Below are 25,132 nucleotides of genomic sequence, written 5' to 3'. Positions count from 1 at the left end.
CGGCGCGTTTTTACCCGATCTGCGCCTCTCAACGTTCCTCTACGCAGTGTCACCGGTTGAGTCGGGGCGAGACGGTCACTTGTCGTCTGTGCGTGTCCGGTCCAGCCAGTCGCCGACGAGCGCGGCGAGTAGTTCGGGCCGCTCGTGCATGAGCGCGTGGCCAGCACTCTCGATAATTGCCAAAGTGGCGTGCGGGTAACGCCCGATCAGTTCGGTCGCGTCGGAGTACCCGACGATCGAGTCACGTCGTCCTGCCACGATCAACGTCGGCGCCGAGAAGTTTCCTGATCCGACGTCAACCGTCCACCCGGCGAAGATGCGCTCAAGCGCAGCTTCGGCGACCAGCGACGCGCCGGGCACCACGTGGTCGCGATAGCGCCGCGCAGTGGCCAGCGTCCGCACGACCAAGTACTCATCGAACCCCGCCCGCTGCTCCGGTGCAAGTTCGTCGTACGCGTCGACGTCCTGGCGAACCACGTCCTGGGCGGGCACGTTTCGTGACCGCTCAGCGACCGGGCAGACCAACGCCAGGCCGAGCACTAAGTCCGGTCGTGCCGCCGCCAGGCCGCGAGCCAGATAGGCGCCGTAGGAATGCCCGACCAGCATCACCGGTCCCGCGCCCAGGTGACCAATGAAGTCACTGAGCAGCTTGACGACATCGTCGTTGCACGTTAGGCCATCGGCTGTCGATCGGCCCATCCCCGGCAGATCCGGGTAAATCAGCCGGTAGCCCATGCTGGGGACGACCGCCTCTATTGCCGCCTCGATCTCGCGGTGATCGACACCGGCACCGTGGAGCGCAACAAGCGGCACGCCGCCGCCATGCTCGACGTAGTGAACCGGGACTCTGTTGATCCGGCATTCCGAGTGATCCTTGAGCGGTAGGGCACCCCACCTGAGTCCACTATGCTCACGGCACGGGGGATAACAAGAGGTTTTTTCGGTCGCCTCAGCACCGACGGGCCGAACCAATCAAGCCGCCATGCGGAACCTTGGGAACTACGGGTTGAGCGTATGCTCAGGTCAGGCTGGGATTTTGAGGAAGGGTCCACGAATGAAGCACCGGACGAGCCGGTGGATGAGTTTGCTCCTCTTACCCCTTGCCCTGGGAGGCTGTGCGACGGTATCAGGCGAAACACGCATCACCCCAGGAACGTCGGATCGTTGGCATGTTTCGGTGCTCGGACCACGGGGCGGTGCCGCAATCGAGCACTGCCTAGAAGACCCGATCGTCGAACAATCGATCGAATCGCTTGATTTGCCTTCCACGCACCTGAGTATCAAGTTGCGCGACACAGCGACACAAGACGACGCCGAACGGATTGCTGACTGCCTCAAGCCGAGCGTCGGCAGCGGCGAAGTATCCATCACAAGTCCAGGAAGCTGATTCAAGTCGGGCAAAAACAGTTCTTTTCAGTGCTCTGGACGACGGTGCCGGCCCCGTAATCCGCATATGCCCGGTAAGCTCACCAACTATGTCCCGGATTGTTCTAAAAATGCGGCTGCCCGCCCTCGCGGGCCTGCTGGCGGTCGCCCTCGTGGGGTCGGCCGCGCTGCTTCCCTCACATGCTGCCGACGACGCACCCCCGGGCGGGTATCCCTCCTGGCAGGACGTGCAGAACGCCAAGCAAAGCGAGGCTGGCAAAGCGGCAGAGGTCACCAGGATCAACGGGCTGCTGGGCGGGCTCCAGACCGAAGCGGAGGCACTGGGCAATGCGGCCGTGACGTCCGCCGCGGAGTACGCCCTGGCCGAAGCGGCGCTTCAGGCCGCCACTTCCACAGTGGACGCACTGACCGCGCAGACTGAACGCGCCGCGGCCGAACTGGGACAGTACAAAAAGGAAATCGGTGCCCTGGCGGCCCAGTCATACAAGACCGGCGGCACCAATATGGGTTTCTTCGTGGCTCTCGACGCCGTACAAACCAACAGCATCCAGGGCCTGAACGTCGTCCAGATCGTCAGCGACAAGACCGCTGCCCTGGTGAACAAATCTGCAGCCGCCGAACGCACGTCCCGCGCCCTGGCCGATCAGGAGCAGGCAGCCAGGGCCGAACGTGAGCGGCTGTCCGGCGAAGCCAGGACCAAGCTCGACGCCGCCCGGTCCGCCCAGCAGGCCATGTCCCGGCAGATCGCGGAGCAGCAGGAGCACAGCCAGGAACTGACCGCGCAGTTGGCCTCCCTCAAGGGCACCACCGCTGCGGTGGAGGGCGAGTTCCGGCAGGGCCAGGTGGCCTTGGCCGCGTACGAAACGGCGCAGGCCGCCAAACGGGCCGCGGCCCAGGAACAGGCGCGCCAACAGGCGGAGGCGGCAGCCAAGGCAGCTGCCCTCGCCGCCGCGCAGAAACCGGCGCCGGCCCCACCTGCTGTACCGGGAGTACCCGCCCCGCCTCCAGTCCCGAGCCCGACGCCGGTCCCGCCGCCCGTCGTCGTCGTGCCTTCCGTGCCGGGAGGCGCTGTGAACGACCCCGCCGGCGCCAAGAACTACGCAGCCGGGCAGCTGGCCGCCTACGACTGGGGCCAGGACCAGTTCCCGTGCCTGGCGTCACTGTGGACCAAGGAGTCCAACTGGCTGACCACCGCCACCAACCCGTACTCCGGCGCGTACGGGATCGCCCAGTCGCTGCCGGCCAGCAAGTACGCCAGCGCGGGCAGCGACTGGCTCACGAGCTACCGGACCCAGGTCAATTGGGGCCTGTCTTATATCGCTGACCGCTACGGGTCACCGTGCGGCGCGTGGAACCATTCCGTGGCCAACAACTGGTACTGACCTGCCGGGGACGGCAGTCGGGTCAGGTTCCCGGGGCCTTGGCGAATTCCGCGGCGCTGAAGAATTCAATGCCGACGAAGGCTTCGTCGCCGTCCACCCAGGCGTCATGCCCTGGCGGAATGGTATAGGAGTCGCCGGCGCTGATGTTGATCCGGTTGCCATCGGTGGTCTCGACGTTGAGCGCACCGGAAACGCAGTAACCTACATGGTTGTTCTGGCAGGACTCGGTCTGGACCACCGGCTTGATGCAGTCCGACCAGCGCCAGCCCGGACTGAACGTCAACCGGCCAACCGTGTAGCCGCCCAGGTTGACGACGTCCACTTCCGTTTTCTCCGGCCGGCGCTTCTCATCCGGTGTGTTGTGGGACTTGACTGCCAGCTCGGTGACGATGTTTGTAGGCATGACACGCAGACTCTCTGTTGGTTTTGTGTCCGGCAGCTTTCTGTCCCTGGCTGCCAGACCGCATCTGAGGCGCTTACGCTTGCCAGCATCCTCCCGCCGGCGGCGCTTGTCGAGACCCAAACCACTAGGCTTTTCCCATGCCCGATTTTGAACGGTTCCGGGTCCTGCTGGAAGAGGAGCGCACCCGGAAACTCGAGCTGCTCCCCGCGCTCCGTGCGGACATCTCCTCGGCCAACGCTGCGCGCCAGGATTCCAACGTGGATGACGAGCACGACCCCGAAGGTTCCACCATTGCGTTCGAGCTCTCGCAGGCCTCGGCGCTCCTGAGGCAGAGCAGCGCGGGCCTTGAGCAGGTGGACGCGGCCCTGGCGCGGATCGCGGCGGGCACCTACGGTACGTGCGCCGTGTGCGGAGACGCCATCGCGGACGGGCGGCTCGAGGCCCGCCCGTCGACGCCGTTCTGCATCCTCCACGCCGCGACCGGCCGGCACGGGCGGTAGGGGGCCGTGAACGAGCGCGTGCAGGAGGCTGCCAGCTTCATCGACGCCACCCTGCAGAACGAGGGCACCTGGTACCGGGCCGACGACGTGGAGTCCCGGGCGGGCGGTGCACTGGGGTCCTATGGCTCGTCGGTGGGAGCCGTACGCGGCACCGTCCGCGACGCCGGCAGGAAGTTCAAGGACCTTGGCCATGATGAGGTGACCTCTTTGGCATCTCTCCTCTGGGGCCGGCCCGGTCCAGGCAGGCGGCCGATCTATGAGCGACGGCTCGCCGCCGTTGTGTTGCTCCAGTCCCGGGTGGCACTCCTCCGCCACTCTGACCTGACCCGGCTGGAGGGCTTCATCAGAACCGCGCAGACCGGTGAGCTGGCGTTCCCCCTGATTGCCGACGTTGTGGTTCCGTTGCTGCAGGGTCTGGGCGAAAGCGACCGCCAGCGCGCCGACGTCGTCATCACCCGCTGGCACCAGGACCCCGACGACGCGCTGCGCCATGCTGCCCGGCTCATCGCGTCGTGAGGGTACTGACCTGCAGCGCATTTCCGGGAACCGAGGACCGGGACGCGGCTGACCCCTGTTCCCAGGTCCCCGTCAGTCGTACTCTGGGGCTTGGAGGTGATTGCCATGGAGGCAGCGCAGGGCGACAGGATTATCGTCCGGGGGAGGACCGTCGGATCTTCGGACCGGCACGGGGTGATCGTTGAAGTCCGCGGTCAGGAGGGTCATCCGCCCTACCTGGTCCGGTTCGACGACGGACACGAAACCGTCATGTATCCCGGCGGTGATTTCGCCGTCGAACGCGGTCACGGGGGACAGCCCGGCTGACGCGCCGCGGGCGGTGCGCGTCAGGGCCATCGGGCACCTGTCAGACTGGTGGAATGGATCACTCCTTGGCCGCCACGTCCCCTGATGCGCACCTCACGTTTCCGCCGGTCCGGACCGGTCCGCGGGACCCCGGTGACGCCTGGGTGGAGGGCGCCCGCGGCAAGTTCTGGGGCAGGTTCGGTGCCGCCGGCGTCCTGGCCTATGACCCCGGCAAGGGCGTTCTCCTGCAGCACCGCGCCCTGTGGAGCCACAACGGTGGTACTTGGGGACTGCCCGGCGGAGCATTGCACCAGGGCGAGGACGCAGTTATTGGGGCCCTCCGCGAGGCGCACGAGGAAGCAGCGGTGCCGGCCGCGGATGTCAGCGTCCTCTTCACGGCTGTGCTGGACTTTGGCTACTGGTCCTACACCACCGTTGTTGTGCTGGTGACCGCGCCTTTTGAGCCTGTGATCAGCGATCCGGAAAGTCTCGAACTCCAGTGGGTTCCGTTGGATGACGTTGACCGGAAAGTGCTCCATCCCGGTTTCGCAAGATCGTGGCCGGACCTGCGGGCGCGCATGCTGGAGCGGATAAATTAGGGTAGCCTAAGTGCGGTGCGCCATAATGGTGTTCCGACCCCCTGCTGCGCGTGAGGAAGAACATGACCGCCCCGCTCTCCGTGTTGCTCAAACAGTCCACCAGCGCGGCCCACGAAGAGGCCGAATCGTCCCCGTTCATGGGCGACCTGCTCGAGGGCGGGCTGGACGCCACCGCCGTCGCTGCCCTCACTGCCCAGCTGTACACGGTGTACGGCGCCATGGAGTCGGTGGCACGGTCCACGTACGGTTCCGATCCGCTGCTGGCAGGGTTCCTGGACCCCGCCCTGGAACGCATGGCTGCCCTTGAGGCGGACATGGCGTTCCACTACGGAGCCGGCTGGCAGGACCGGCTGGCGGACGGCCGGATCGTCACCGTCCCCGCCACGACGGCCTACGCCACCCTGATCCGTGACCACCACAGTGCCGAGTTCATGCTCGCCAACCACTACGTCCGGCTGCTGGGGGACCTGTCCGGCGGGCAGATCATCCACCGCCTGGTCCAGCGGCACTACGGAATCCCGGACGACGGCCTGAACTTCTACCTCTTTCCCGGCATCGGGAAGATGAAGCAGTACAAGGACGGCTACCGGCTCCGGCTGGACGCCCTGGCGCTGGACACGGACCGGACCAAAGAGGTGCTGGCCCACGCCGCCCACGCCTTCCGGCTCAACGGCGACATCTTCGCGGACCTGCAGTCCGTCGTCGGGGCCCGTCCCCAGCCTGCGGCCTGACCCATGGACCAGTTCCTGGATCTGCCCTTCGGCGTGGCGGCGGCCAGCCTGTTCGCCATTGTTATGTTGCGTGTGAATGCGACGTACTGGATCGGCCGGGGAGCGGCGGCCGGCGTGGATCACACCCGGTTCGCGTCGTCCTGGAACGGCCGGCGTGCCGTCCAGGCGAAAGAGCTGGTCCGCCGGTGGGGACCGTACGCCGTGACGCTTTCGTTCCTGACCATCGGCCTGCAGACAGCCGTCAACCTCGCCGCCGGTGCTGCGAAGATGCCGTTGCGGCGCTACCTTCCCGCCGCCGTCGCCGGTTCCATCCTCTGGGCCCTGATCTATGCCACCATCGGGCTCGCCGCCGTGGAGGCGTGGTTGGTGCTGGCTGCCGGATCGCCATGGGGGATTGCCGTGCTGGCGGCCGCGGCGGCCGGGCTCATCGCGTGGCTGCTGGTACGACGGCGGCGCCGGTCGCGGGGGAGCGCTGCCGAGCGGGCGGATGCAGGCAATGCGGATAGGGTGGGCTGAGCCCCACATGAACAAGCGAAAGGGTCAATGTTGACTGCTGCACTCCCGGAACTGGCCGACGGCGACTTCTACTACCAGGCGCTGGGCGGCGGCCACTTCCGCTCCACCATCCACGCCCAGGGGGCCTGGAACGAGCACGAGCAGCACATGGCGCCGGCTTCCGGCCTGATGGCGGACAGCCTGGAGCGCCACGAGCCCCGCGCCGACATGCGCATGGCCCGGCTGAGCTACGAGATCCTGGGCCTGATCCCGGGTGGCGGGTTCCACATTGATACCACCACACTCCGCCCGGGCCGGACCATCGAGCTCCTGCAGGCAGAACTTGTTGCCAACGGCCGCGTGGCCATCCGCGCCACCGCGTGGCGGATGATCACCAGCGACACGTCCATGGTTGCCGCCGTCGAGGACACCAGCATTCCGGCACCGGATGACTGCAAGCCGTTCGACGGCGCCGCTATCTGGCCAGGCGGCTACATCCGGTCGTTGGAGATGCGGGCGGCCGAGGGTCACAGGCCCGGTGCCGGCATCGTCTGGATCCGCACCCAGCACCCCCTGACGGATACAGCCGACAGCGGCGACCTGGCCCGCCTGATGGGCCTCGTTGACACGGCCAACGGCATCGCGGCCAGGGTTCCCCCGGGCAAAGACAGCTATGCCTTCCCCAACCTGGACCTGCAGATCCACATGTACCGCAGGCCCGAGGGCGAATGGCTGGGCCTGGACAACGCCGTCTCCTTCGGCAGCGACGGGATTGGCCTCACGTCCACGGTCCTGCACGATCTCCAGGGGCCCTTCGGCCGTGCCGAACAGATCCTGACGCTGCGCCGGACCTGATGCCGTGAGCGACGGGACGGGCGGCCGTCCTGACGTTCCGGCTGGCGGCTAATCCCTGCCCGTCGACTCCCTGTAGGCGCGTACCGCGTTGTGGAGGGTCGGGTAGAAATGGTCTGCGCTGAACCTGGCACTGGCACCAAAACGGACCAGCCGGTCTTTGACGGGGCCCTTCAGCTCGGCAAAGACGAGGCTGATGCCATCCCTGGCCAATTCGTCATCGAGCTGTGCGAGCTCCTCCAGTGCCGTCGTGTCGAGGTCGGTGATGGGCTCTGCCGCCACAATGACGCGCTCCACGGGCCACGGGGCGCCGTCCACCAGGCTGCGGATGTGGTCCGCGAACACTTCGCCGTTGGCAAAAAACAGTGGTGCGTCAAAACGTGCGATCACCAGGCCCTCAACACGTCTCCCCTCAGGGTGCCGGTCCAGATCGTGGAAGCCGGGAACACCGTCAACGCTGGCGAGTTCGGTACGATAGGGATCCCAGGCACGCCGGACAAAAGCCACCAGGGACAGTCCAATGGCCACGGCAATTCCCGGCAGGACCCCTACAAAGGCGACGCCGAGGAACGTGACCAGCAGGAGGATGGCCTCCATCCGGCTCATCCTGACCAGCCGCACCAACGACTTTACGTCCACCAGCGAAGATGCCGCCACGATCACCACGGCAGCGAGCGTCGCCGTCGGAAGGAAAGCCGTGACCCCCGGCACGAGGAGCATAAAAAGGACCACGAGCAAGGCTGCCACCACACCGCTGAGCTGCGTCTTCGCCCCGGCGTCGAGCACAATCGGTGTGCGGGAGGAACTTCCGCACACCGGAAAGCCGCCCAGCACCCCGGTGGCCACGTTGGCGATGCCCAGCGCTCCCATTTCCTCATTGCCGTTAACCCTCGCCCCGCGGCGCGCGGCGAGGCTCTTGGACAGGGTGGAGGTGTCGGCAAAGGCGATCAGCGCGATGCCGGCAGCGGGACCCACGAGCGCCAGGACCTCGTCCCAGCCAACGCCTCCCAGCGCCGGCGAGGGCAGTCCCTGCGGGAGGGCGCCAACCACCGGCAGTTGCCCTGCGAGGTCCAGCGCCGCCACCACGGCAATGGCTCCGGCCACGGCAAACATGACGCTGGGCACCTTCCCCGGCAGGAAACGCCCGGCCACAATCACGGCCAGGCTTCCTGCCCCGATGGCCAGGGCAACGAGGTTGATCCCGCCGCTGAGGACGGCCTCGGACAGGGATCCAAGGCGCTCCACGAGGGTTTCCCCGGAGCCGTTGATGCCCAGCAACCGCGGAAGCTGGCTGACGGTGACTGCCAGGGCAATGCCATTCAGGTAACCGACCCGGATTGGTTTGGACAGCAGGCCGGTGACGAACCCCAGTTTGAAAAGCCGCCCGGCGATCAGGAAGACGCCGATCAGGATCGCGAGGACTCCTGCCATGGGCACGGCCTGCTCCGGGTCCCGCCCGGCCAAGGGAAGGATGGCGGCCGCGATCATGGGTGCCAGCGCTGAATCCGGTCCCACAATGACAACCCGGGATGGCCCGAACACGGCATAGAAGATCATGGGCACCACGGAGGCGTACAGCCCGTTCACCGCAGGAAGCCCGCTGGCCTGGGCGTACGCCATCCCTGCCGGCACGAGGGCTGCGCTCAAGGCTGCCCCGGCCACCAGGTCCGACTTCAGCCAGGACCGTTTGTAGCCACGCGCAACACCAACGCCCGGTAGCGCCTTGATCCAGTCGTGCCGCACGCGGGCCTCCAAATGGGTGAAGTCAGGAAGCCGGGGGTTCCTGGGACGGCGTCGAGTCCTGCCCGTATTCGGCGGTCACCAGGATGGGCAGGTGGTCGGAGGCGCCGCGGGGCAGTGTTTCCACGTTCTCGATGTTCAGTCCCAGGGACGTGGCAAAGTCGAAGTGGCCCTTGAACACTTTGTAGCGTGTGTAGGTCCTGCGGTCGCTGAGGGAGAGTTCGTAGCCGGTGTTCTTCATGTGTTCGTTGAGGTTCTTCGTGAAGAAGGGGTAGTTGAAGTCACCCACCATCAGCGTCATGAGCCCGGTGCCCATACCCAGGAGTTCGGCGTGGGCCGCGTGGATCTGGTTGCGCCGCAGGGAGTTGGTGGCGGTCAGCGGAGCGGCGTGGAACGAGGCGATCACCAGTTCGTGGTCGGTCTCGTTGTCCCGCACGCGTGTGCCGATGAGGCGCTCATGGGCGGGCGCCAGGACCATGTCGTGCAGGGACTTCTTGAGCGCGAAGGTCTTGGTGCCGTGGGCCGTGAAGCGGTCGGGCCGGTAGTAGATCGCCAGCCCCAGGCGGTTGCCCTTGGTGGAGTCGGCGAGCTGCAGCGGACCCAGCGTGTCCGGCAGGTCCGAGGTGTCACACTCCTGGAGGCACAGGGCATCGACGCCGAAATTCTGGGCAAGATCAACCAGTTCCCCACTGGCCTGGTGCTTGCGGAGGTTGTAGCTAATGACGCGTATCAGTGGATTACCTCTTCTGAGGAGTAGCGGGTGGACCCAGTTCCTGAGTTTAGCCACCCGATGGGAGACGGTGCAGTATTACTCCGCTGGATGTCAGGTGGAGCGGAACACCAGCCAGCCGGCGAGGGTGGACAGTCCCGTCAGGGCGGCACCCCACAGGATGTCCACAACAATGAGCTGCAGCGGCCACGCCTTGAGCGTGGCGGCATTCGTGAGGTCGTACGTCGCGTAGGCAAAGGCACCCAGGGCGGACCCATAGCCGACGGCGGTCAGCCAGCTGCCGCCGTCGAGCGCCGGCCGCAGCGCAAAGAAGACAACCCCCGCTATGTACATGACATAGAAAGCCACGGCGTAACCTAAGTGTGGCTTGTCTGCGAGCAGGTCACCGATGTGGCCTCGGTAGAACGGGTTCATCAGCTTGAGCCAGACGGCGTCGATGGCCGCGAATGCAGCCGCGACGACAAGGAATTGCAATATGACCATAAGGGAGCTTAGCAACATGCAGGACGCCGAAGCGGGACTCCGGACGCTCACCGTGGTGCGGCAGGATCGTTCCCTCGGGGCCGCACGTGACCTGGAATTCGGCCTCGAACTGCTGACCCAGGCGAAGACCGGCAGGATCGGCCCCACGCTGCGGTTGTACCGGCCCGCACCCACTGTTGCCTTCGGCCAGCGGGATACCCGACTGCCCGGCTTCGACGCGGCCGCCCAGGCCTGCCGGGAGCACGGATTCGCACCTCTGGTGCGGAAGGCCGGCGGCCGCGCCGCCGCCTATCACGAGGGCACGCTGGTGGTGGACCATGTGATGCCCCATGGGGACGCCATTGCCGGTTCCAAGGACCGGTTCAGTTTCTTTGGAGAGCTGCTGGCGCAGTCCCTACGGAACATCGGTGTGCAGGCAGCAGTGGGCGAAATTCCTGGGGAGTACTGCCCGGGGGAGTTCAGCGTTCACGGTACCCACCCGGCCGACCCGGCGCACCGGATCAAACTCGTGGGCACAGCGCAGCGCGTGGTGAGCGGCGGGTGGCTGTTCAGTTCCGTGATCGTGGTGGAGAATTCGGCCCCCATCCGCAGCGTCCTGACGGACAGCTATGCAGCCCTGGGCCTGGACTGGGACCCGGCCACCGCCGGCGCGGCCAACGATCTGGTGCCTGGGCTGACGGTCCAGGATGTCGAGGACGCCGTTGTTGCGGCGTACGCGGGCCACGCCTCCCTCCAGCATGCCGACTTCGGCAGCTATGCCGGTTTGGACACTGGGGAGGCGTAGCCGACGCTTGCCGGGGCCTTTAGTGGCCCCTCGCGATCCACTCGTCCAGGTGCGGGGCTTCGGCTCCGATGGTGGTGCTGTCGCCGTGCCCGGTCCGGACCACCGTTTCGGCCGGGAGCGGCAGCAGCCACGTCCGGATCGACTCGATGATGGTGGGGAAGTCGCTGTAGGACCTTCCCGTGGCGCCGGGGCCGCCCTGGAACAGGGTGTCGCCGCTGAAGAGCGAGCCCTCGCCGTCGGGCCCGTCAGCCAGGTGGAAGGACACCGAGCCAGGCGAGTGCCCGGGGGTGTGCAGGGCCGTCAGGCTGGCCCCCGCCACCTCAATGACGTCGCCGTGCTTGATGGCGACGTCGGGTTCCACGTCCGGGTAGACACTCTTCCACAGCATCCAGTCGGCCTCGTGGAGGTGGATCGGGGCCTGGACGAGGTCCCAGAAGTCACCCACCGAACGGATGTGGTCGTCGTGGCCGTGGGTCAGCAGGATCGCCCTGAGCTTCCGGCCACCGACGGCGGCGGCAACGGCCTTGGCGTCGTGCGCGGGGTCGATCACCACGCATTCCTCCTCGTTGCCCACGATCCAGACGTTGTTGTCCACATCCCAGGTGCCGCCGTCGAGCGAGAATGTTCCGGACGTGACGAGTCGCTCGATCCGGAGGCTCACAGTTCCACCACCGAACGCAGCACCGAACCGGAGTGCATCTTCTCGAACGCTTCCTCCACCTGGTCGATGGTGATCCGCTCGGTAACAAAGGCATCCAGGTCCAGCTTGCCCTGCTTGTAGAGGCTGATCAGCATGGGGAAGTCCCGGGACGGCAGGCAGTCGCCGTACCAGGAGGACTTCAGCGATCCTCCGCGGCCGAAAACGTCCAGGAGCGGCAGTTCAAGGGTCATCTCCGGCGTCGGGACGCCCACCAGCACAACGGTGCCGGCGAGGTCGCGCGCGTAGAACGCCTGCTTGTACGTTTCGGGGCGGCCGACGGCGTCAATCACCACGTCAGCGCCGAACCCGCCGGTGAGCTCCCGGATTTTCTCCACCGGGTCCGAATCCGAGGAATCCACGGTGTGGGTGGCGCCGAGTTCCTTGGCGCGCTCCAGCTTTTTCGCGTCAATGTCGACGGCGATGACGGTGGTGGCTCCGGCGAGCGCGGCGCCGGCGATGGCAGCCACGCCCACGCCGCCGCAGCCGATGACGGCGACGGTATCGCCGCGCTTGACGCCGCCGGTGTTGATCGCGGCGCCCAGTCCGGCCATGACGCCGCAGCCCAGCAGGCCGATCGCGGCAGCGTCGGCGTCGGGATCCACCTTGGTGCACTGGCCGGCAGCCACGAGTGTCTTTTCGGTGAACGCGCCGATGCCCAGGGCGGCGGACAGTTCGGTGCCGTCCTCAAGCGTCATCTTCTGGGTGGCGTTGTGGGTGTTGAAGCAGTACTGTGCCTGGCCACGGTTGCACGCACGGCAATTGCCGCAGACGGCCCGCCAGTTCAGTACCACACGGTCGCCCGGGACGACATTGGTGACGTCGGGGCCCACGGCGCTGACCACGCCGGTGGCCTCGTGGCCCAGGAGGAACGGGAAGTCATCGCTGATACCGCCCAGTTTGTAGTGCAGGTCGGTGTGGCAGACGCCGCTGGTGATGATGTCCACCAGGGCCTCGCCCGGGCCCGGATCCGGGACCAGGATGGTCTCCAGAGTGACCGGGGCGCCCTTGGAGCGGGCTATGACACCTTTGACTTTATGGACCACGAAAGGCTCCCTCAATGCAGATAGACAAGAACGGGACCAACACGGATGTTGGTCCCGTTCTGTCTACCACATGGGCTGCAGGTCTCAGGCTGCGAGGCGGCTTTTTACCTCGGCGGCGGAAGGGTTGGTGGCGGCCGTGCCGTCCGGGAAGAGCACGGTGGGGACGGTGCGGTTGCCGCCGTTGAGCTTCTCCACGAGGTCGGCTGTGCCCTCCACCTCTTCGATGTTGATTTCCGTGTAGCCGATGCCCTGCGCGTCCAGCTGCTTCTTCAGCCGGTTGCAGTAGCCGCACCAGGTGGTGGAAAACATGGTGATGGTGCCGTTCTCGGGGGTAAAGTCCACGGAGCTCTCCTGATTTCGTTGAGGGGGTTCGTTCCTGTCAACGGTAACCCGCGGCGGACTATTCCCTGAGCCGGCCCTTCGAATGCCCGGCGGAAGCCGTGTCGGATGACAGTACATAACGCTGATGGCATGCTGGAGCCATGTGTGGACGCTATGTGATGGCACGGGCCGTGGGCGATTTGCTGGCCGACTTTGATGCCCAGCTGGAAGAAGAAGTGCACCTTCCCCCGTCCTGGAACGTGGCGCCGACCGACGCCGTTCCAATCGTCCTGGAACGGCTGATCGACGACAGCCCCGTGCGGCAGCTGCATGTGGCCCGCTGGGGCCTGGTACCGTCCTGGGCGAAGGATCCGGGGATCGGTCCCAAGATGATCAACGCGCGGAGCGAGACTGTGCTGGAGAAGCCGGCCTTCCGCAAGGCCGTGAAGTCACGCCGCTGCGCTGTCCCTGCGGACGGGTACTACGAATGGAAGCAGGGCACCGGCAAAGCCAAACAGCCCTACTACGTTCATCCAGGCAAGACCGGCGGGCTGGTGTTCGCGGGCCTGTATGAGTGGTGGAAGGATCCGTCCAAGGCCGACGGCGATCCCGGACGGTGGATGCTCTCCACGTCCATCCTGACCGCAGACACCCCGCCGCCCGGTGCTGAGTCCACAATTTTCGGCAAGCTCACTGCCCTGCACGACCGCGTGCCACTGCCCATGGACCGGGCAACGATGGCGTCGTGGCTTGATCCGCAGATCGATGACGCCGCCTTCCTCGTGGACCTGGTCCGGGCCCATGTGAAGGAAGTCGCGGCTGACTGGCATGTGGATTCGGTCGGTACCGAGGTGGGTGACGTACGCAACAACTCCCCGGAACTCATCCGGCCGGTGGAAGCACTCTTCTAAGCCGGCACCCGGGGCGACGTGCCCCTAAACGGTGACCTTGCCGGCGTCGTCCACTCCCCAGGTGGGGTTATAGGCGATCTCCCAGCGGAAGCCGTCCGGATCGGCGAAATAGCCGCTGTACCCGCCCCAAGGCTGAGTGACGGGTGCGGCGACGATGGTGGCCCCGGCCGATGCCGCTTCCGCCATGACTCGGTCCACCGCCTCGGTGCTGGGCAGGTTGTGGCTAAGCGTGATGCAGGGGACCGGGCCGGGAGCGCCTACCCCGGCCTCGGCGTGCATCTGCGCGGCATCCCACAGGGAAAGGATGAGGCCGTGGTTGACCTGGATGAACACCACATCGCCGGGAAACTCGCGCTGGACAGGCCAGCCGAGGCCCTCCGCGTAGAACCGGCGGGAGGCGTCAACACTGCGAACGCCTAGTGAGATGAAGTCGACTCTGGGCTGCATGCTTCGATACTGTCAGAAGATGGCAACAATTCAAGGACACGATAGGGACGCTTTGGCCGACAAGGAACAGCTCGCTGCCGTTCGGATTGCGGTCGACGAAGTTGACGAGCAGATTGTCACGCTCATTGCGCGGCGTGAACGCCTGATCCGGATCGCCGGGACCCTGAAGGGGGACGACGCTGAAGTCCGCGCGCCCGGCCGGGTGGAACGGGTGATTGCGCATGTCCGGGCCGCCGCGGAAAAGAAGGACATTGATCCGGACATCGTGGAATCAACCTACCGGGCCATGATCTCGGGGTTCATTGAACTCGAAATGAAGGTCCACAAAGAAAGCAGCTGACGCCGCCCCGGGTGCTGTCCGGACACGGTTCCGGCAGCACCTGTCCCGGTGTTGCCTAGAGCGATTCGTCGACGGCGACGCCCGACTGGAACTCCCTGCCGTCAGCCTCGCTGAAGGCCGACATAATGTGCCCCTTGCCCAGGCCATGGACGGCCGCGACGGGGAAGTTGCCCGTGATGGTGCTGCCCGAGTGCGTCACGCCGCCAAGATCGTAGTTTTCCTCGGCGCTCTGGTCATGGCTGAACGAGTAGAAGGCAATGGCCTCCCCGTTCATGAACTCAATGCCCAAGCGTCTTTGTGATGAGTAATCAGGGCTCGCCGCCACCAGCCCCACTACGTACGCACCTGCCCCCGGGATGTTGCCGTCGATATCGAAGGTTGCCACGAGCTTTTCGTCCTGGGCCTTGATGCTTACGTGCTTGAGGAGTGCGTCATTGGTGCTCATGCCATAATCCTGCCCTCCTGCTGCCCGTCCGTCCACCCCTGTCTAGGTTTTGTCGGAGCACCGTCGTAGACTGGATTTATTCGAACATGTATTCGAATACCCTGCTTTTGCAGCAGCACTTTGCATCAGCTCCGTTCAGTTCCGGGAGGCGCCCATGGGTATGTTCAGCGAGTCCGTGGACGTCGTCTGCACCCCCGCCGGCCAGCCGCTGAAACTCCAGTGGGCCGGGCGGCACTACACGGTATGCGCCGAGCCTGTCCGGTGGTACGAACGCCGGCAGTGGTGGGCCGAGGAACGCCGTGCGCCCCTCGGCAGCGGGCCGGGGCTGGTGGACCACGAAATCTGGCGCGTCCAAGTGCGGGCGGACCCGCGGAGTGCCGGGCCCCGGGATGAAGGGGAGCCGCTCACCCTGGACCTGAGCAGGCATGTCGGCAGCGGCTGCTGGAGGCTCCTGCAGATCCACGACGCCCTCCGGCCCCAAACAGCATGAGCTTCTCCCACCTTCACGTTTCCACGGCCTTCAGCGCACACTATGGCGTGGCCTGGCCCGACGAACTGACCCAAGTTGCCGCCGCGGACGGCGCAACCGCGCTCGCCTGCACGGACCGGGACGGCCTCTACGGCACCATCAAGCACCTTAAGGCCTGCATGGAAGCCAGCATCGACCCCATCGTGGGAGTGGACCTTGCGGTCTTCGACGACGACGGCGACCACCGCACCCAGCTCGCCGGCAGGGTGGTGGTGCTCGCCCGCGGCCACAACAACGGGGCGGGCTACCGCGCACTGTGCCGGCTGGTGTCCGATGCCCATGCCCGTACCTCCGGCAAAGCCGGGGGAACGGTGCCGGTGGCGGTCACACGCGCCGAACTCGCCTCCCGCACGCTCGACCCCCAAACCCTGAAACCGGTCCTGACCGTCCTGATCGGCCCGGATTCCGACGTCGGACGGGCCATGAGCGGCCGGCGCTACCTCCGTCCGCGCACTCTTTTCAAAAGCTGGCTGGACGCCATGCCCCCAAGAACCCTGGTGGCCGAAGTCGTTTCCCAGCTCACCGCCCCCGGAGCGCCCCTGAGCACCGCCCACGCAGTACGCATGCTCAAACTCGCGGAAGAACACCACGTGCCAGCCGTACTCACCAATGCGGTCCGCTACTGCGCAGAAGACGGTGCCGCCACGGCGGACGTGCTCGACTCCGCCCGGACGCTGAAGTCCCTCCCCGAACTCGCGGCCGAACCGCTGCTCCAGCCCAACGGGCAGGCCTGGCTCAAATCATCGGCGCAGATGCTTCAGCTCGGCAAGGAAATCATCCGCGCCGCAGGGTATGGCGCAGCGGACCTCAAACAGCTGATGGCACAGACCGAGGCGCTCGCCGACTTCTGCCGGATTGACCCGGTGACTGACATGGGATGGAAGCAGCCAGTAGTCCCCGAGGCATCGGTCATTGGCATCAGCCAGGACCCGCATATTGAACTGGTACAACGCTGTGAGGCCGGGATCAGCAGGCGGTTCCCGGGAATATCAGGCCCGGCCCACAAGGACATGCGCTCGCGGCTGGAGCATGAGCTGGGGATCATCAGGAACCTCGGGTTCTCCTCCTATTTCCTCACGGTCGCGGAGGTCTCCCGGATGATCCAGGACATGGGCGTCAGGGCGGCCGCCCGCGGTTCCGGGGCCTCCAGCCTGGTCAACTACCTGATTGATATCAGCCAGGTGGACCCCCTGCAGCACGACCTGATCTTCGAACGCTTCCTGTCCCGGGACCGGGCCACGTTGCCGGACATCGACATCGACGTCGAAAGCGCCGAACGGCACAACGTGTACCGCCGGATCTTTGACCGCTTCGGTTCCGAGCGCGTCACGCTGATGAGCATGCAGAACGGGTACCGCGCCCGCGGTGCCGTCCGTGACGCCGGGATGGCCCTGGGGATGGATAATGACGACGTCGGTGAGATCGCCAAGCAGCTGTGGCGCTTCTCGGCCCGGAAATTCCGTGAGGCACTGGTTGAGAAACCTGAGCTGCGGGAGTTCGCCGGCCGGGTGGAACAACGGGACTTCGCCGAAAACCAGCAGCTTGACCTGCTGGTGGACCTCACCGAACGGCTGGACCGGCTGCCCCGCCATATTTCCATGCATCCCTGCGGGGTGATCCTGGGCGATGCCACGCTGCTTGACCGGACCCCTGTCCAGCCCAGCGGACTGGGGCTGCCCATGAGCCAGTTCGACAAACACGACATGGATCCCATGGGCATGCTCAAGCTTGATGTCCTGGGGGTCAGGATGCAGAGCGCCATGGCGTTTGCCGTCCGGGAAGTCATCCGGATCCATCCCTCCAAAGCCGAAGTGGTGGCGGCGGGGGCCCACCCCGCAGGTCCGGACGGGACCGGGCCGGACTACATCGCCGAGAACGGCCACATCGACCTCAACGCCGTGCCGCTGGATGATGAACCAACCTACGAACTGATCCGCAGCACCCACACCCTGGGCTGTTTCCAGATCGAATCACCCGGGCAGCGTGAGCTGATCGGCAAGCTGGCGCCGCGTGAGTTCAACGACCTCATCATCGATATATCGCTGTTCCGGCCGGGCCCCATGAAATCGGACATGGTGCGGCCTTTCCTGGAGCACAGGCACGGCTTCGCGCCGGAGGTCTACCCGCACCCGGACCTGAAACCCGTGCTGCAGGAAACGCATGGCGTCACTGTCTTCCATGAACAGATCCTGAAAACGTTCCACGTGATGACCGGCTGCGGCCTGGCGCGCGCAGATGAGTTCCGCCGGGCGCTTGGCAACGAGGTTCTCGAGCTGAAAGTGGAGGAGTTCTTCCGCAAGGAGGCCCGGATCAAGGGGTACTCCCCGGAAGTGGTGGACAAGGTCTGGGGGACACTGAAAGCCTTTGGCAGCTTCGGCTTCTGCAAGGCGCACGGGGCGGCATTCGCCGTTCCCACATACCAGTCCGCCTGGCTCAAGACGCACCACCCCGAGGCTTTCCTGGCCGGGCTGTGGGAGCACGATCCCGGCATGTACCCCAAACGGCTGCTGGTGGCCGAGGCCCGCAGGCTGGGCATCCCCATCCTGCCGCTGGACATCAACCGCAGCCAGGCCGAGTACCGGGTGGAACGGGTGGCGGACGGGCCGGACGCCGGCAAGCTGGGGATCAGGTTGAGCCTTAACGGCATCTATGGCCTGTCCGGGACCGAGCTCAAGCGGATTGTCGCCGGCCAGCCCTACGACTCCCTGGCTGACCTCCGGGCCCGGTCCAGGCTGAGCAAGCCAAGCATCAAAAGGCTCGCCCAGCTGGGTGCCTTTGACTCCCTGCACCGCGAATCAGGCGGCGCCGCAAACCGCGCGGACCTCGTCCAGCACCTGCAGCAGCTCCAAGCCGCGGGCGGGACCCGGAAGGGCATCGACATCATGGAAGGGCAGCTGTCCCTGCCGCTGGGGGATGTGGAGCTGCGGAACGTCAAACCCGGGCTACCTGCGCCCACCCTGGTGGAAAACGTCCGGGCAGAACTGGACCTGATGGCCATCGATGTCAGCGGGCACCTGATGGACAGCCACCGGCCCATGCTGGACCGGCTGGGCGTCACCACTGCAGACAAACTGTTGAGCCTGCGCAACGGCACCGAAGTGCTGGTGGCCGGGGTGCGCATCGCCACCCAGACGCCGCCCATGCGTGGCGGCCGGCGGGTGGTGTTCATCAGCATCGACGACGGCACCGGCTGCGTCGACTCCGTGTTCTTCCATGAAGCCCAGGAGCAGGCGGGGCTGCTGCTGTTCGGCACCAGGCTGCTGCTGATCCGGGGCACTACCCGGCGGACAGGTCCCCGGGGAATCAGCCTGAGCGCCAGCATGGCCTGGGACCTGAGCCGGGTGGAATCCCTGCCGTTCGCGGCGGATCGGGTGGAGAGCACCGATGTGCCGCATCCTTTGGACGGAATCAGCCGAAGCCTGGCGATTACCGGAATGGGCGGCTGAGCGGCCGTGGGTCCCGTTAGTAGGCCTCCCGGGAAACCGATAGCATTGACGGTGGCTGGCTGTGGTCCCCGTATGCCGCAAGCTATGAAGCCTAAAACTTTGAATAGGAGACACTCGTGTCAGATGCCCAGCAGATCACCCTCATCGTCGATGGCGAAGAGACCAAGGTGACTACCGGGACAACCGGTGCGGAACTCTTCTTTGAGCGCCGCGATGTTGTTGTTGCCCGCGTCAACGGCGAGCTGAAGGACCTGGACCAGGAGCTGCCCGAGGGCGCCGAGATCGAGGGTGTCACCATCGATTCCCCGGATGGCCTGAACGTCCTGCGCCACTCCACCGCCCACGTGATGGCCCAGGCCGTGCAGCAGCTGCGCCCGGACGCCAAGCTGGGCATCGGCCCGTACATCACAGACGGCTTCTACTTCGACTTCGACGTCGCTGAACCGTTCACCCCCGAGGACCTCAAGACCCTCGAGAAGATGATGCTCAAGATCGTCAACCAGAACCAGAAGTTCGTCCGCCGCGTGGTCAGCGAGGACGAGGCCCGCGAGGCCATGAAGAACGAGCCCTACAAGCTCGAACTCCTGGGCAAGAAGAACAACGCCGCCGAGGCCGGCGAGGGCGTCAACGTCGAGGTCGGCGCCGGGGACATCACCATCTACGACAACGTCGAGCGCAAAGAGGGAACCACCGTCTGGTGCGACCTCTGCCGTGGCCCGCACCTGCCCAACACCAAGCTCATCTCCAATGCGTTCGCCCTGACCCGGTCCTCCTCGGCGTACTGGCTGGGAAACCAGAAGAACCAGCAGCTGCAGCGCATTTATGGCACCGCCTGGCCCACCAAGGACGCGCTCAAGGCCTACCAGGAGCGCATCGCGGAGGCTGAGCGGCGCGACCACCGCAAGCTCGGCGTCGAACTTGACCTGTTCTCCTTCCCGGACGAGCTGGGCTCCGGCCTGCCGGTGTTCCACCCCAAGGGCGGCATCATCCGCAAGGAGATGGAGGACTACTCCCGCCAGCGCCACGTCGACGCCGGCTACGAGTTCGTCTACACCCCCCACATCACCAAGGGCCACCTGTACGAAGTCTCGGGCCACCTGGACTGGTACAAGGAGGGCATGTTCCCGGCCATGCACATCGACGCCGAACTCAATGAGGACGGCACCGTGCGCAAGCCCGGCCAGGACTACTACCTGAAGCCGATGAACTGCCCCATGCACAACCTGATCTTCCGCTCGCGGGGACGGTCCTACCGCGAACTGCCCCTGCGCCTCTTCGAATTCGGTTCGGTGTACCGGTACGAAAAGTCCGGCGTGGTCCACGGCCTGACCCGGGTGCGTGGCATGACACAGGACGACGCCCACATCTACTGCACCCGCGAGCAGATGAAGGACGAACTCACTAAGACCCTGACGTTCGTCCTCGACCTGCTGAAGGACTACGGCCTGAACGACTTCTACCTGGAACTGTCCACCAAGGACCCGGAGAAGTCCGTCGGCGAGGACGCCGCCTGGGAAGAAGCCACCCGGACCCTCGCCGAGGTGGCCCAGGAATCCGGCCTGGAACTGGTCGCGGATCCGGGTGGAGCTGCCTTCTACGGCCCGAAGATCTCCGTCCAGGCCAAGGACGCCCTCGGCCGCACCTGGCAGATGTCCACCATCCAGCTGGACTTCAACCTCCCGGAACGCTTCGAACTGGAATTCCAGGCAGCCGACGGCACCCGCCAGCGTCCGGTGATGATCCACCGTGCGCTCTTCGGTTCCATCGAGCGGTTCATGGGCGTGCTCACCGAGCACTACGCCGGCGCGTTCCCCGCGTGGCTTTCCCCTGTCCAGGTGGTGGGCATCCCGGTGGCCGAAACGTTCAACGAGTACATGTTCGACGTCGTCGACCAGCTCAAGGCGGCGGGCATCCGCGCCGAGGTGGACACGTCGTCGGACAGGTTCCCCAAGAAGATCCGCACCGCCAGCAAGGACAAGATCCCGTTCGTCCTGATTGCCGGCGGCGACGACGCCGAGGCCGGCGCGGTGTCCTTCCGCTTCCGCGACGGGAGCCAGGACAACGGCGTGCCGGTGGCCGAGGCCGTCAAGCGGATCACAGAAGCCGTCCGTAACCGGACCAGCTAGCGGAAACGGATAAGAACACGGTGCAGGAGACCACAGGCGCAGGCTATCCAGGGGATGCCGGCCTGACAGATGACTTTGAGCTCGCGGGCGTGCCGGATGCTTTCCAGCGCCTGTGGACTCCGCACCGGATGGCCTACATCAAGGGCGGCCAGCAGCAGTTCAAGAACGAGGACGACTGCCCCTTCTGCGTGGGTCCGGGCCGGACTGACGAGGAAGCCCTGATCGTCTACCGGGGGAAAACCTGCTACGTGGTCCTCAACCTCTTTCCCTACAATCCGGGCCACCTCCTGGTCTGCCCGTACCGGCATGTCCCGGACTACACGGACCTCACGCTGGAGGAGACCGCGGAATTCGCGGAGATCACCCAGACGGCCATGCGGGTCCTGCGCAAAGTAGCGAACCCGGGCGGGTTCAACCTCGGCATGAACCAGGGCGTCGTTGGCGGGGCAGGAATCGCCGCGCACCTGCACCAGCACATCGTTCCGCGCTGGGGCGGGGACGGCAACTTCTTCCCCATCATTGCCCAGACCAAGGCCGTCACGCAGACCCTGGATGAAGTCCGCCAGCAGGTTGCAGAGGCCTGGCCCGGGGAGACGGATGCTAAATAGGCACGCGCGCGGGTTTTTCACCGCGCTGTTCACTCCGCTTGCGCGTTGGCTCCTGAAAATCGGTGTCTCCCCTGACGCGGTGACGGTCATCGGAACCGCCGGCGTGGTGGTCGGTGCGTTGGTCTTCTACCCCCTCGGCCAGCTCTGGTGGGGGACCCTGTTCATTACCGCGTTCATCTTCTCGGACGTGCTCGACGGCATAATGGCCCGGCTGCGGGACACCGGCGGCCGCTGGGGAAACTTCCTGGACTCCACCCTGGACAGGATCGCCGACGGCGCACTGTTCGCGGGTGTGGCCATCTGGTTCTTCACCGGGGGTGCCGACTACGCCATCGCCGTTGCAGCCATGCTCTGCCTGGTTCTGGGCATGGTGGTCTCCTATGCGCGGTCCAAGGCCGAATCCCTTGGCTTCACGGCGAATGTGGGCATCGCCGAGCGCGCCGAGAGACTGGTTTCGGTGCTGGTGGTCACCGGATTCACTGGCCTGGGATTGCCCCAAGTGGTTCTTCTGGTGACTCTCGGACTGCTGGCCCTGGCCAGCCTCATCACCATCATCCAGCGCGTAGCCACGGTCCATCGCCAGGCCTTTGCGGAGTCCGCGGCTTCGGATTAAGGCTGATTAAGCCCGCCGCCTGCCGTGGGACTAGTATTGTGACTGCCCGGTCAATGGATCCGGCAACCCGGTGCGTGTACTTCCGGCTTCCTGCCGCCCTCACGCCCGGCGAAGATCATCTATCTACCCATAGGGGTTTTTGTGTCTACACCTGATGTAAGCAGCGAAGCCGGTTCGTCCGCGAACAGCGTCACGGGCAGCAACCGCGTCAAGCGCGGCATGGCTGAGATGCTCAAGGGCGGCGTCATCATGGACGTCGTCAACGTTGAACAGGCCCGCATCGCCGAAGACGCCGGTGCCGTTGCAGTGATGGCGCTGGAGCGTGTTCCGGCCGATATCCGTGCCCAGGGCGGCGTGTCCCGCATGTCCGATCCGGACATGATCGACAAGATCATCGACGCCGTCTCCGTGCCGGTCATGGCCAAGGCCCGGATCGGCCACTTCGTCGAGGCCCAGGTCCTGCAGTCGTTGGGCGTGGACTACATTGACGAGTCCGAGGTCCTGACCCCGGCCGACTACGTCCACCACATCGACAAGTGGAACTTCAAGGTTCCCTTCGTCTGTGGCGCCACCAACCTCGGTGAGGCGTTGCGCCGCATCAACGAGGGCGCGGCGATGATCCGGTCCAAGGGCGAGGCCGGCACCGGCGACGTTTCCAACGCGACCGGGCACATGCGCCAGATCCGTGCCGAGATCGCCAAGCTTGCCGCCCTGCCCGAGGACGAGCTCTACGTCGCGGCCAAGGAACTGCAGGCCCCGTACGAGCTGGTCAAGGAAGTTGCCGCTGCCGGCAAGCTGCCGGTGGTGCTGTTCACCGCGGGCGGCATTGCCACCCCGGCCGACGCTGCCATGATGATGCAGCTCGGCGCCGACGGCGTGTTCGTCGGCTCCGGCATCTTCAAGTCCGGCAACCCGGCCCAGCGTGCCGCTGCCGTGGTCAAGGCCACCACCTTCTTCGATGACCCCGACGTCATCGCCAAGGCCTCCCGCGGCCTCGGCGAAGCCATGGTGGGCATCAACGTGGACGAGATCCCGCAGCCGCACCGCCTTTCCGAGCGCGGCTGGTAGCAGCTCTAAAGCAGTACGACGGCGGCGGGTCACCTTCAAAGGTGACCCGCCGCCGTCGTGCGTTGGCTCCTTCAGCCGCCTGTGGATTCGCTGGCAGGAACGGATGGGGCAATGTTGCGGTTGGTTCTGAACAAATTATCGGGATCGTACTTCGTTTTCACCTGAACCAGGCGTTCATAGTTGGTGCCGTAGGCGGCCCGGACCTGTTGTTGCCCCTCGTCCGCTGTCTGGAAGTTGATGTAACTGCGACCGGCAGTGAACGGACGTTGCCGCTCCCATGATTCCCGGATCCACGTTCGGTACGTGTTCGCGGCGGGATCGCCGGGGTCCCACATGCCATTGGATCCGATGACGTACCGGGCGTTTCGGTTGCCCACCGCACCGTCATCCTCAGGGTGCTCATTCAGGGCGCCGGCGAGGTGAAGGATACCGAGCTCGGCCCCCTCTATGGGGCAGCCATCGAAGAGCTCGCGGATGGTGGAGAGCAGACCGTCGCTCAGCCCGTCGGCATACTCCGTCTTCCAGTAGTAGTGGAGGCCCTTCGGCTCACTGTCATCCAGATAGGACTGGACCTGTGTGTACGGCTGCTCCGCCAGGAGATCCACGGCGGGATCACCAATTTCCCGGATGGATGCCATAACTTCCGGGACGTTTTGGAGTTCGCCGCTGTAGCAAACTGCCATGGCGCAGATCTTCTTGCCCTGCCACCGTTCAGGAATGAAAGGTTCCGCCGGGGCAGTCATGAGGATCAGCCACACGGCCAGCTCGCGTGGCGCGCGGGACGTGATTGTCCGGTACGTCCGGAGGATTTCGTCGCAGCGTTCGAAAGGCCAGGCGATGAGACCGCCATACACTGTGGGTCCCACTTGGTGCAGCCGGAGCGCGAAGCGCGTGACCACGCCAAGATTAGCCCCCGCGCCGCGAACGCCCCAGAACAGATCCGGGTTCTCGTTACGGCTGGCGGTACGGACCAGCCCGTCGGATGTGACAATCTCAACGTCCTCAAGGTTGTCCACGGTCCACCCGAACCTGCGGCTCAGATAGCCGAGGCCGCCCCCGAGGGTCAGGCCCGCCACACCCACTTCGGAGATGAATCCGAGGACAGTGGCCAGCCCGTGTTCCTGCGTGGCCCGGTCGACGTCCTGCAGCAGACAGCCCGGGCCAACCTGGGCGAGCCTGGCCACCGGGTCCACTTCGACTGAGTTCATCCTCGACATATCCAACATGAGGCCTCCGTCGGCGATGGCGGTACCGGCGATGTTGTGGCCGCCGCCCTTGGTGCTGATCTGCAGCCTGTGTTCCGCGGCGAACATAACAACGGCCGAGACCTCCCGCGCCGATGTCGGCTGGACCACCAGGGCTGGTTCCTTCGTCACAAGACCGTTCCAGAGCAGGACGGCCGAACCCCAGCCCGAGTCGCCTGGGCGTAACACTGGCTCTGCCAGCAGTGATCCGAGCCTGGCCAGATCCACGGATGTCAGGATCACCGGGAAGACGTCGAGCCCACCGACTTCCACATCGGTGATGCGGTTGCCCGCCTCGGCAGCATTGTGCGATTCCCTGATCATCACGGCACCTCCATTGGCCTTTCAGACTCCTTAATGAGGATGCTATGGTCTGCAGCCCGCCGCCGCATCGGTAGAACTGCC

28 protein-coding genes are annotated in these 25,132 nt (G+C 65.6%); 17 read left to right on the top strand and 11 right to left on the bottom strand.

Features of this window, described 5'->3' with window-relative positions:
- Nucleotides 1–75: 75 nt before the first annotated feature.
- Nucleotides 76–813 carry an alpha/beta fold hydrolase gene (locus tag AC3IT0_RS12355; protein ID WP_489320091.1) on the bottom strand — a complete coding sequence of 246 codons (738 nt, stop codon included), beginning with the start codon at nt 811–813 and terminating at the stop codon, nt 76–78.
- A gap of 662 nt (nt 814–1,475) precedes the next feature.
- Here AC3IT0_RS12355 and AC3IT0_RS12350 point away from each other — a divergent pair.
- The gene (locus tag AC3IT0_RS12350; RefSeq protein WP_489320090.1) at nt 1,476–2,768 is read left to right on the top strand and encodes an aggregation-promoting factor C-terminal-like domain-containing protein; all 1,293 of its coding nucleotides are present in this window, start codon (nt 1,476–1,478) and stop codon (nt 2,766–2,768) included.
- A 22-nt stretch (nt 2,769–2,790) separates the two neighbouring features.
- Here the strand turns inward: AC3IT0_RS12350 and AC3IT0_RS12345 are convergent, their stop codons facing one another.
- Complete coding sequence (locus AC3IT0_RS12345) at nt 2,791–3,171, bottom strand: cupin domain-containing protein (RefSeq protein ID WP_489320089.1); 381 nt, start codon at nt 3,169–3,171, stop codon at nt 2,791–2,793.
- 137 nt (nt 3,172–3,308) lie between these two features.
- Between AC3IT0_RS12345 and AC3IT0_RS12340 the strand changes: the two genes are divergently transcribed.
- The 7 genes from AC3IT0_RS12340 to AC3IT0_RS12310 all read left to right on the top strand — a co-directional run bounded on the left by AC3IT0_RS12340 (nt 3,309) and on the right by AC3IT0_RS12310 (nt 7,152).
- Nucleotides 3,309–3,671: a TraR/DksA family transcriptional regulator gene (locus tag AC3IT0_RS12340; RefSeq protein ID WP_489320088.1), complete on the top strand. Its 363-nt coding sequence runs from the start codon at nt 3,309–3,311 to the stop codon at nt 3,669–3,671.
- Between the two features lie 6 nt (nt 3,672–3,677).
- Nucleotides 3,678–4,187 (top strand): DNA alkylation repair protein, encoded by a 510-nt coding sequence (locus AC3IT0_RS12335; RefSeq protein WP_489320087.1) that lies wholly within the window; start codon nt 3,678–3,680, stop codon nt 4,185–4,187.
- Nucleotides 4,188–4,292: 105 nt separating this feature from the next.
- Nucleotides 4,293–4,493, top strand: a complete 201-nt coding sequence (locus AC3IT0_RS12330; RefSeq protein ID WP_489320086.1) for a DUF1918 domain-containing protein — start codon at nt 4,293–4,295, stop codon at nt 4,491–4,493.
- Between the two features lie 53 nt (nt 4,494–4,546).
- Nucleotides 4,547–5,071: an NUDIX domain-containing protein gene (locus tag AC3IT0_RS12325; protein WP_489320085.1), complete on the top strand. Its 525-nt coding sequence runs from the start codon at nt 4,547–4,549 to the stop codon at nt 5,069–5,071.
- A gap of 62 nt (nt 5,072–5,133) precedes the next feature.
- A complete protein-coding gene (locus AC3IT0_RS12320) occupies nt 5,134–5,802 on the top strand; it encodes a biliverdin-producing heme oxygenase (RefSeq protein ID WP_489320084.1) in 669 nt (222 codons plus the stop codon).
- A 3-nt stretch (nt 5,803–5,805) separates the two neighbouring features.
- Complete coding sequence (locus AC3IT0_RS12315) at nt 5,806–6,318, top strand: DedA family protein (RefSeq protein ID WP_489320083.1); 513 nt, start codon at nt 5,806–5,808, stop codon at nt 6,316–6,318.
- A 30-nt stretch (nt 6,319–6,348) separates the two neighbouring features.
- Nucleotides 6,349–7,152 (top strand): thioesterase family protein, encoded by an 804-nt coding sequence (locus tag AC3IT0_RS12310; RefSeq protein ID WP_489320082.1) that lies wholly within the window; start codon nt 6,349–6,351, stop codon nt 7,150–7,152.
- Between the two features lie 48 nt (nt 7,153–7,200).
- On the opposite strand, the gene AC3IT0_RS12305 is transcribed toward AC3IT0_RS12310, so the two are convergent.
- The 3 genes from AC3IT0_RS12305 to AC3IT0_RS12295 form a co-directional block, all read right to left on the bottom strand.
- Nucleotides 7,201–8,892 carry a SulP family inorganic anion transporter gene (locus AC3IT0_RS12305; protein ID WP_489320081.1) on the bottom strand — a complete coding sequence of 564 codons (1,692 nt, stop codon included), beginning with the start codon at nt 8,890–8,892 and terminating at the stop codon, nt 7,201–7,203.
- Nucleotides 8,893–8,914: 22 nt separating this feature from the next.
- Nucleotides 8,915–9,619, bottom strand: coding sequence for an endonuclease/exonuclease/phosphatase family protein (locus AC3IT0_RS12300; protein ID WP_489323784.1), 705 nt, complete (start codon nt 9,617–9,619; stop codon nt 8,915–8,917).
- A gap of 93 nt (nt 9,620–9,712) precedes the next feature.
- Nucleotides 9,713–10,102, bottom strand: a complete 390-nt coding sequence (locus tag AC3IT0_RS12295) for a DUF2177 family protein (protein WP_489320080.1) — start codon at nt 10,100–10,102, stop codon at nt 9,713–9,715.
- Here AC3IT0_RS12295 and AC3IT0_RS12290 point away from each other — a divergent pair.
- Nucleotides 10,095–10,886, top strand: coding sequence for a lipoate--protein ligase family protein (locus AC3IT0_RS12290; protein WP_489320079.1), 792 nt, complete (start codon nt 10,095–10,097; stop codon nt 10,884–10,886). The genes AC3IT0_RS12295 and AC3IT0_RS12290 overlap by 8 nt on opposite strands.
- 19 nt (nt 10,887–10,905) lie before the next feature.
- Here the strand turns inward: AC3IT0_RS12290 and AC3IT0_RS12285 are convergent, their stop codons facing one another.
- From AC3IT0_RS12285 to AC3IT0_RS12275, 3 genes are all read right to left on the bottom strand, one after another.
- Nucleotides 10,906–11,547, bottom strand: a complete 642-nt coding sequence (locus tag AC3IT0_RS12285; protein WP_489320078.1) for an MBL fold metallo-hydrolase — start codon at nt 11,545–11,547, stop codon at nt 10,906–10,908.
- A complete protein-coding gene (locus AC3IT0_RS12280) occupies nt 11,544–12,629 on the bottom strand; it encodes an S-(hydroxymethyl)mycothiol dehydrogenase (RefSeq protein WP_489320077.1) in 1,086 nt (361 codons plus the stop codon). Before AC3IT0_RS12280 ends, AC3IT0_RS12285 begins: the two co-directional genes overlap by 4 nt.
- An 84-nt stretch (nt 12,630–12,713) precedes the next feature.
- Nucleotides 12,714–12,971 carry a mycoredoxin gene (locus AC3IT0_RS12275; RefSeq protein WP_056340387.1) on the bottom strand — a complete coding sequence of 86 codons (258 nt, stop codon included), beginning with the start codon at nt 12,969–12,971 and terminating at the stop codon, nt 12,714–12,716.
- Between the two features lie 158 nt (nt 12,972–13,129).
- Here AC3IT0_RS12275 and AC3IT0_RS12270 point away from each other — a divergent pair, with 158 nt between their 5' ends.
- Nucleotides 13,130–13,861, top strand: a complete 732-nt coding sequence (locus AC3IT0_RS12270) for an SOS response-associated peptidase (RefSeq protein ID WP_489320076.1) — start codon at nt 13,130–13,132, stop codon at nt 13,859–13,861.
- 24 nt (nt 13,862–13,885) lie between these two features.
- Here the strand turns inward: AC3IT0_RS12270 and AC3IT0_RS12265 are convergent, their stop codons facing one another.
- On the bottom strand, nt 13,886–14,308 hold the full coding sequence (locus tag AC3IT0_RS12265) for a VOC family protein (protein ID WP_489320075.1): 423 nt from the start codon (nt 14,306–14,308) through the stop codon (nt 13,886–13,888).
- Between the two features lie 19 nt (nt 14,309–14,327).
- Here AC3IT0_RS12265 and AC3IT0_RS12260 point away from each other — a divergent pair, with 19 nt between their 5' ends.
- A complete protein-coding gene (locus AC3IT0_RS12260) occupies nt 14,328–14,648 on the top strand; it encodes a chorismate mutase (protein ID WP_489320074.1) in 321 nt (106 codons plus the stop codon).
- A gap of 55 nt (nt 14,649–14,703) precedes the next feature.
- Here the strand turns inward: AC3IT0_RS12260 and AC3IT0_RS12255 are convergent, their stop codons facing one another.
- Nucleotides 14,704–15,093, bottom strand: a complete 390-nt coding sequence (locus tag AC3IT0_RS12255) for a hypothetical protein (protein ID WP_489320073.1) — start codon at nt 15,091–15,093, stop codon at nt 14,704–14,706.
- Between the two features lie 154 nt (nt 15,094–15,247).
- On the opposite strand from AC3IT0_RS12255, the gene AC3IT0_RS12250 reads away from it, so the two are divergent.
- The 6 genes from AC3IT0_RS12250 to pdxS all read left to right on the top strand — a co-directional run bounded on the left by AC3IT0_RS12250 (nt 15,248) and on the right by pdxS (nt 23,483).
- On the top strand, nt 15,248–15,583 hold the full coding sequence (locus tag AC3IT0_RS12250; protein ID WP_489320072.1) for a DUF6504 family protein: 336 nt from the start codon (nt 15,248–15,250) through the stop codon (nt 15,581–15,583).
- Nucleotides 15,580–19,068 (top strand): DNA polymerase III subunit alpha, encoded by a 3,489-nt coding sequence (locus tag AC3IT0_RS12245; protein ID WP_489320071.1) that lies wholly within the window; start codon nt 15,580–15,582, stop codon nt 19,066–19,068. The genes AC3IT0_RS12250 and AC3IT0_RS12245 overlap by 4 nt, the downstream gene beginning before the upstream one ends.
- Nucleotides 19,069–19,184: 116 nt before the next feature.
- Nucleotides 19,185–21,194, top strand: a complete 2,010-nt coding sequence (gene thrS, locus AC3IT0_RS12240; protein WP_489320070.1) for a threonine--tRNA ligase — start codon at nt 19,185–19,187, stop codon at nt 21,192–21,194.
- Between the two features lie 20 nt (nt 21,195–21,214).
- Entirely contained in the window at nt 21,215–21,802 is a 588-nt protein-coding gene (locus tag AC3IT0_RS12235) for an HIT family protein (protein WP_489320069.1), read from the top strand.
- The gene (gene pgsA, locus AC3IT0_RS12230; protein WP_489320068.1) at nt 21,792–22,415 is read left to right on the top strand and encodes a phosphatidylinositol phosphate synthase; all 624 of its coding nucleotides are present in this window, start codon (nt 21,792–21,794) and stop codon (nt 22,413–22,415) included. Before AC3IT0_RS12235 ends, pgsA begins: the two co-directional genes overlap by 11 nt.
- A 141-nt stretch (nt 22,416–22,556) precedes the next feature.
- Nucleotides 22,557–23,483 carry a pyridoxal 5'-phosphate synthase lyase subunit PdxS gene (gene pdxS / locus AC3IT0_RS12225; RefSeq protein ID WP_489320067.1) on the top strand — a complete coding sequence of 309 codons (927 nt, stop codon included), beginning with the start codon at nt 22,557–22,559 and terminating at the stop codon, nt 23,481–23,483.
- A 71-nt stretch (nt 23,484–23,554) separates the two neighbouring features.
- On the opposite strand, the gene AC3IT0_RS12220 is transcribed toward pdxS, so the two are convergent.
- Nucleotides 23,555–25,051 carry an FAD-binding oxidoreductase gene (locus AC3IT0_RS12220; RefSeq protein WP_489323783.1) on the bottom strand — a complete coding sequence of 499 codons (1,497 nt, stop codon included), beginning with the start codon at nt 25,049–25,051 and terminating at the stop codon, nt 23,555–23,557.
- Nucleotides 25,052–25,132: the final 81 nt, after the last annotated feature.

Source organism: Pseudarthrobacter sp. KH_020_B, assembly GCF_057840185.1.
The sequence above is the reverse complement of the archived record's forward strand: the minus strand, read 5'-3'. Positions and strand labels throughout refer to the sequence as shown.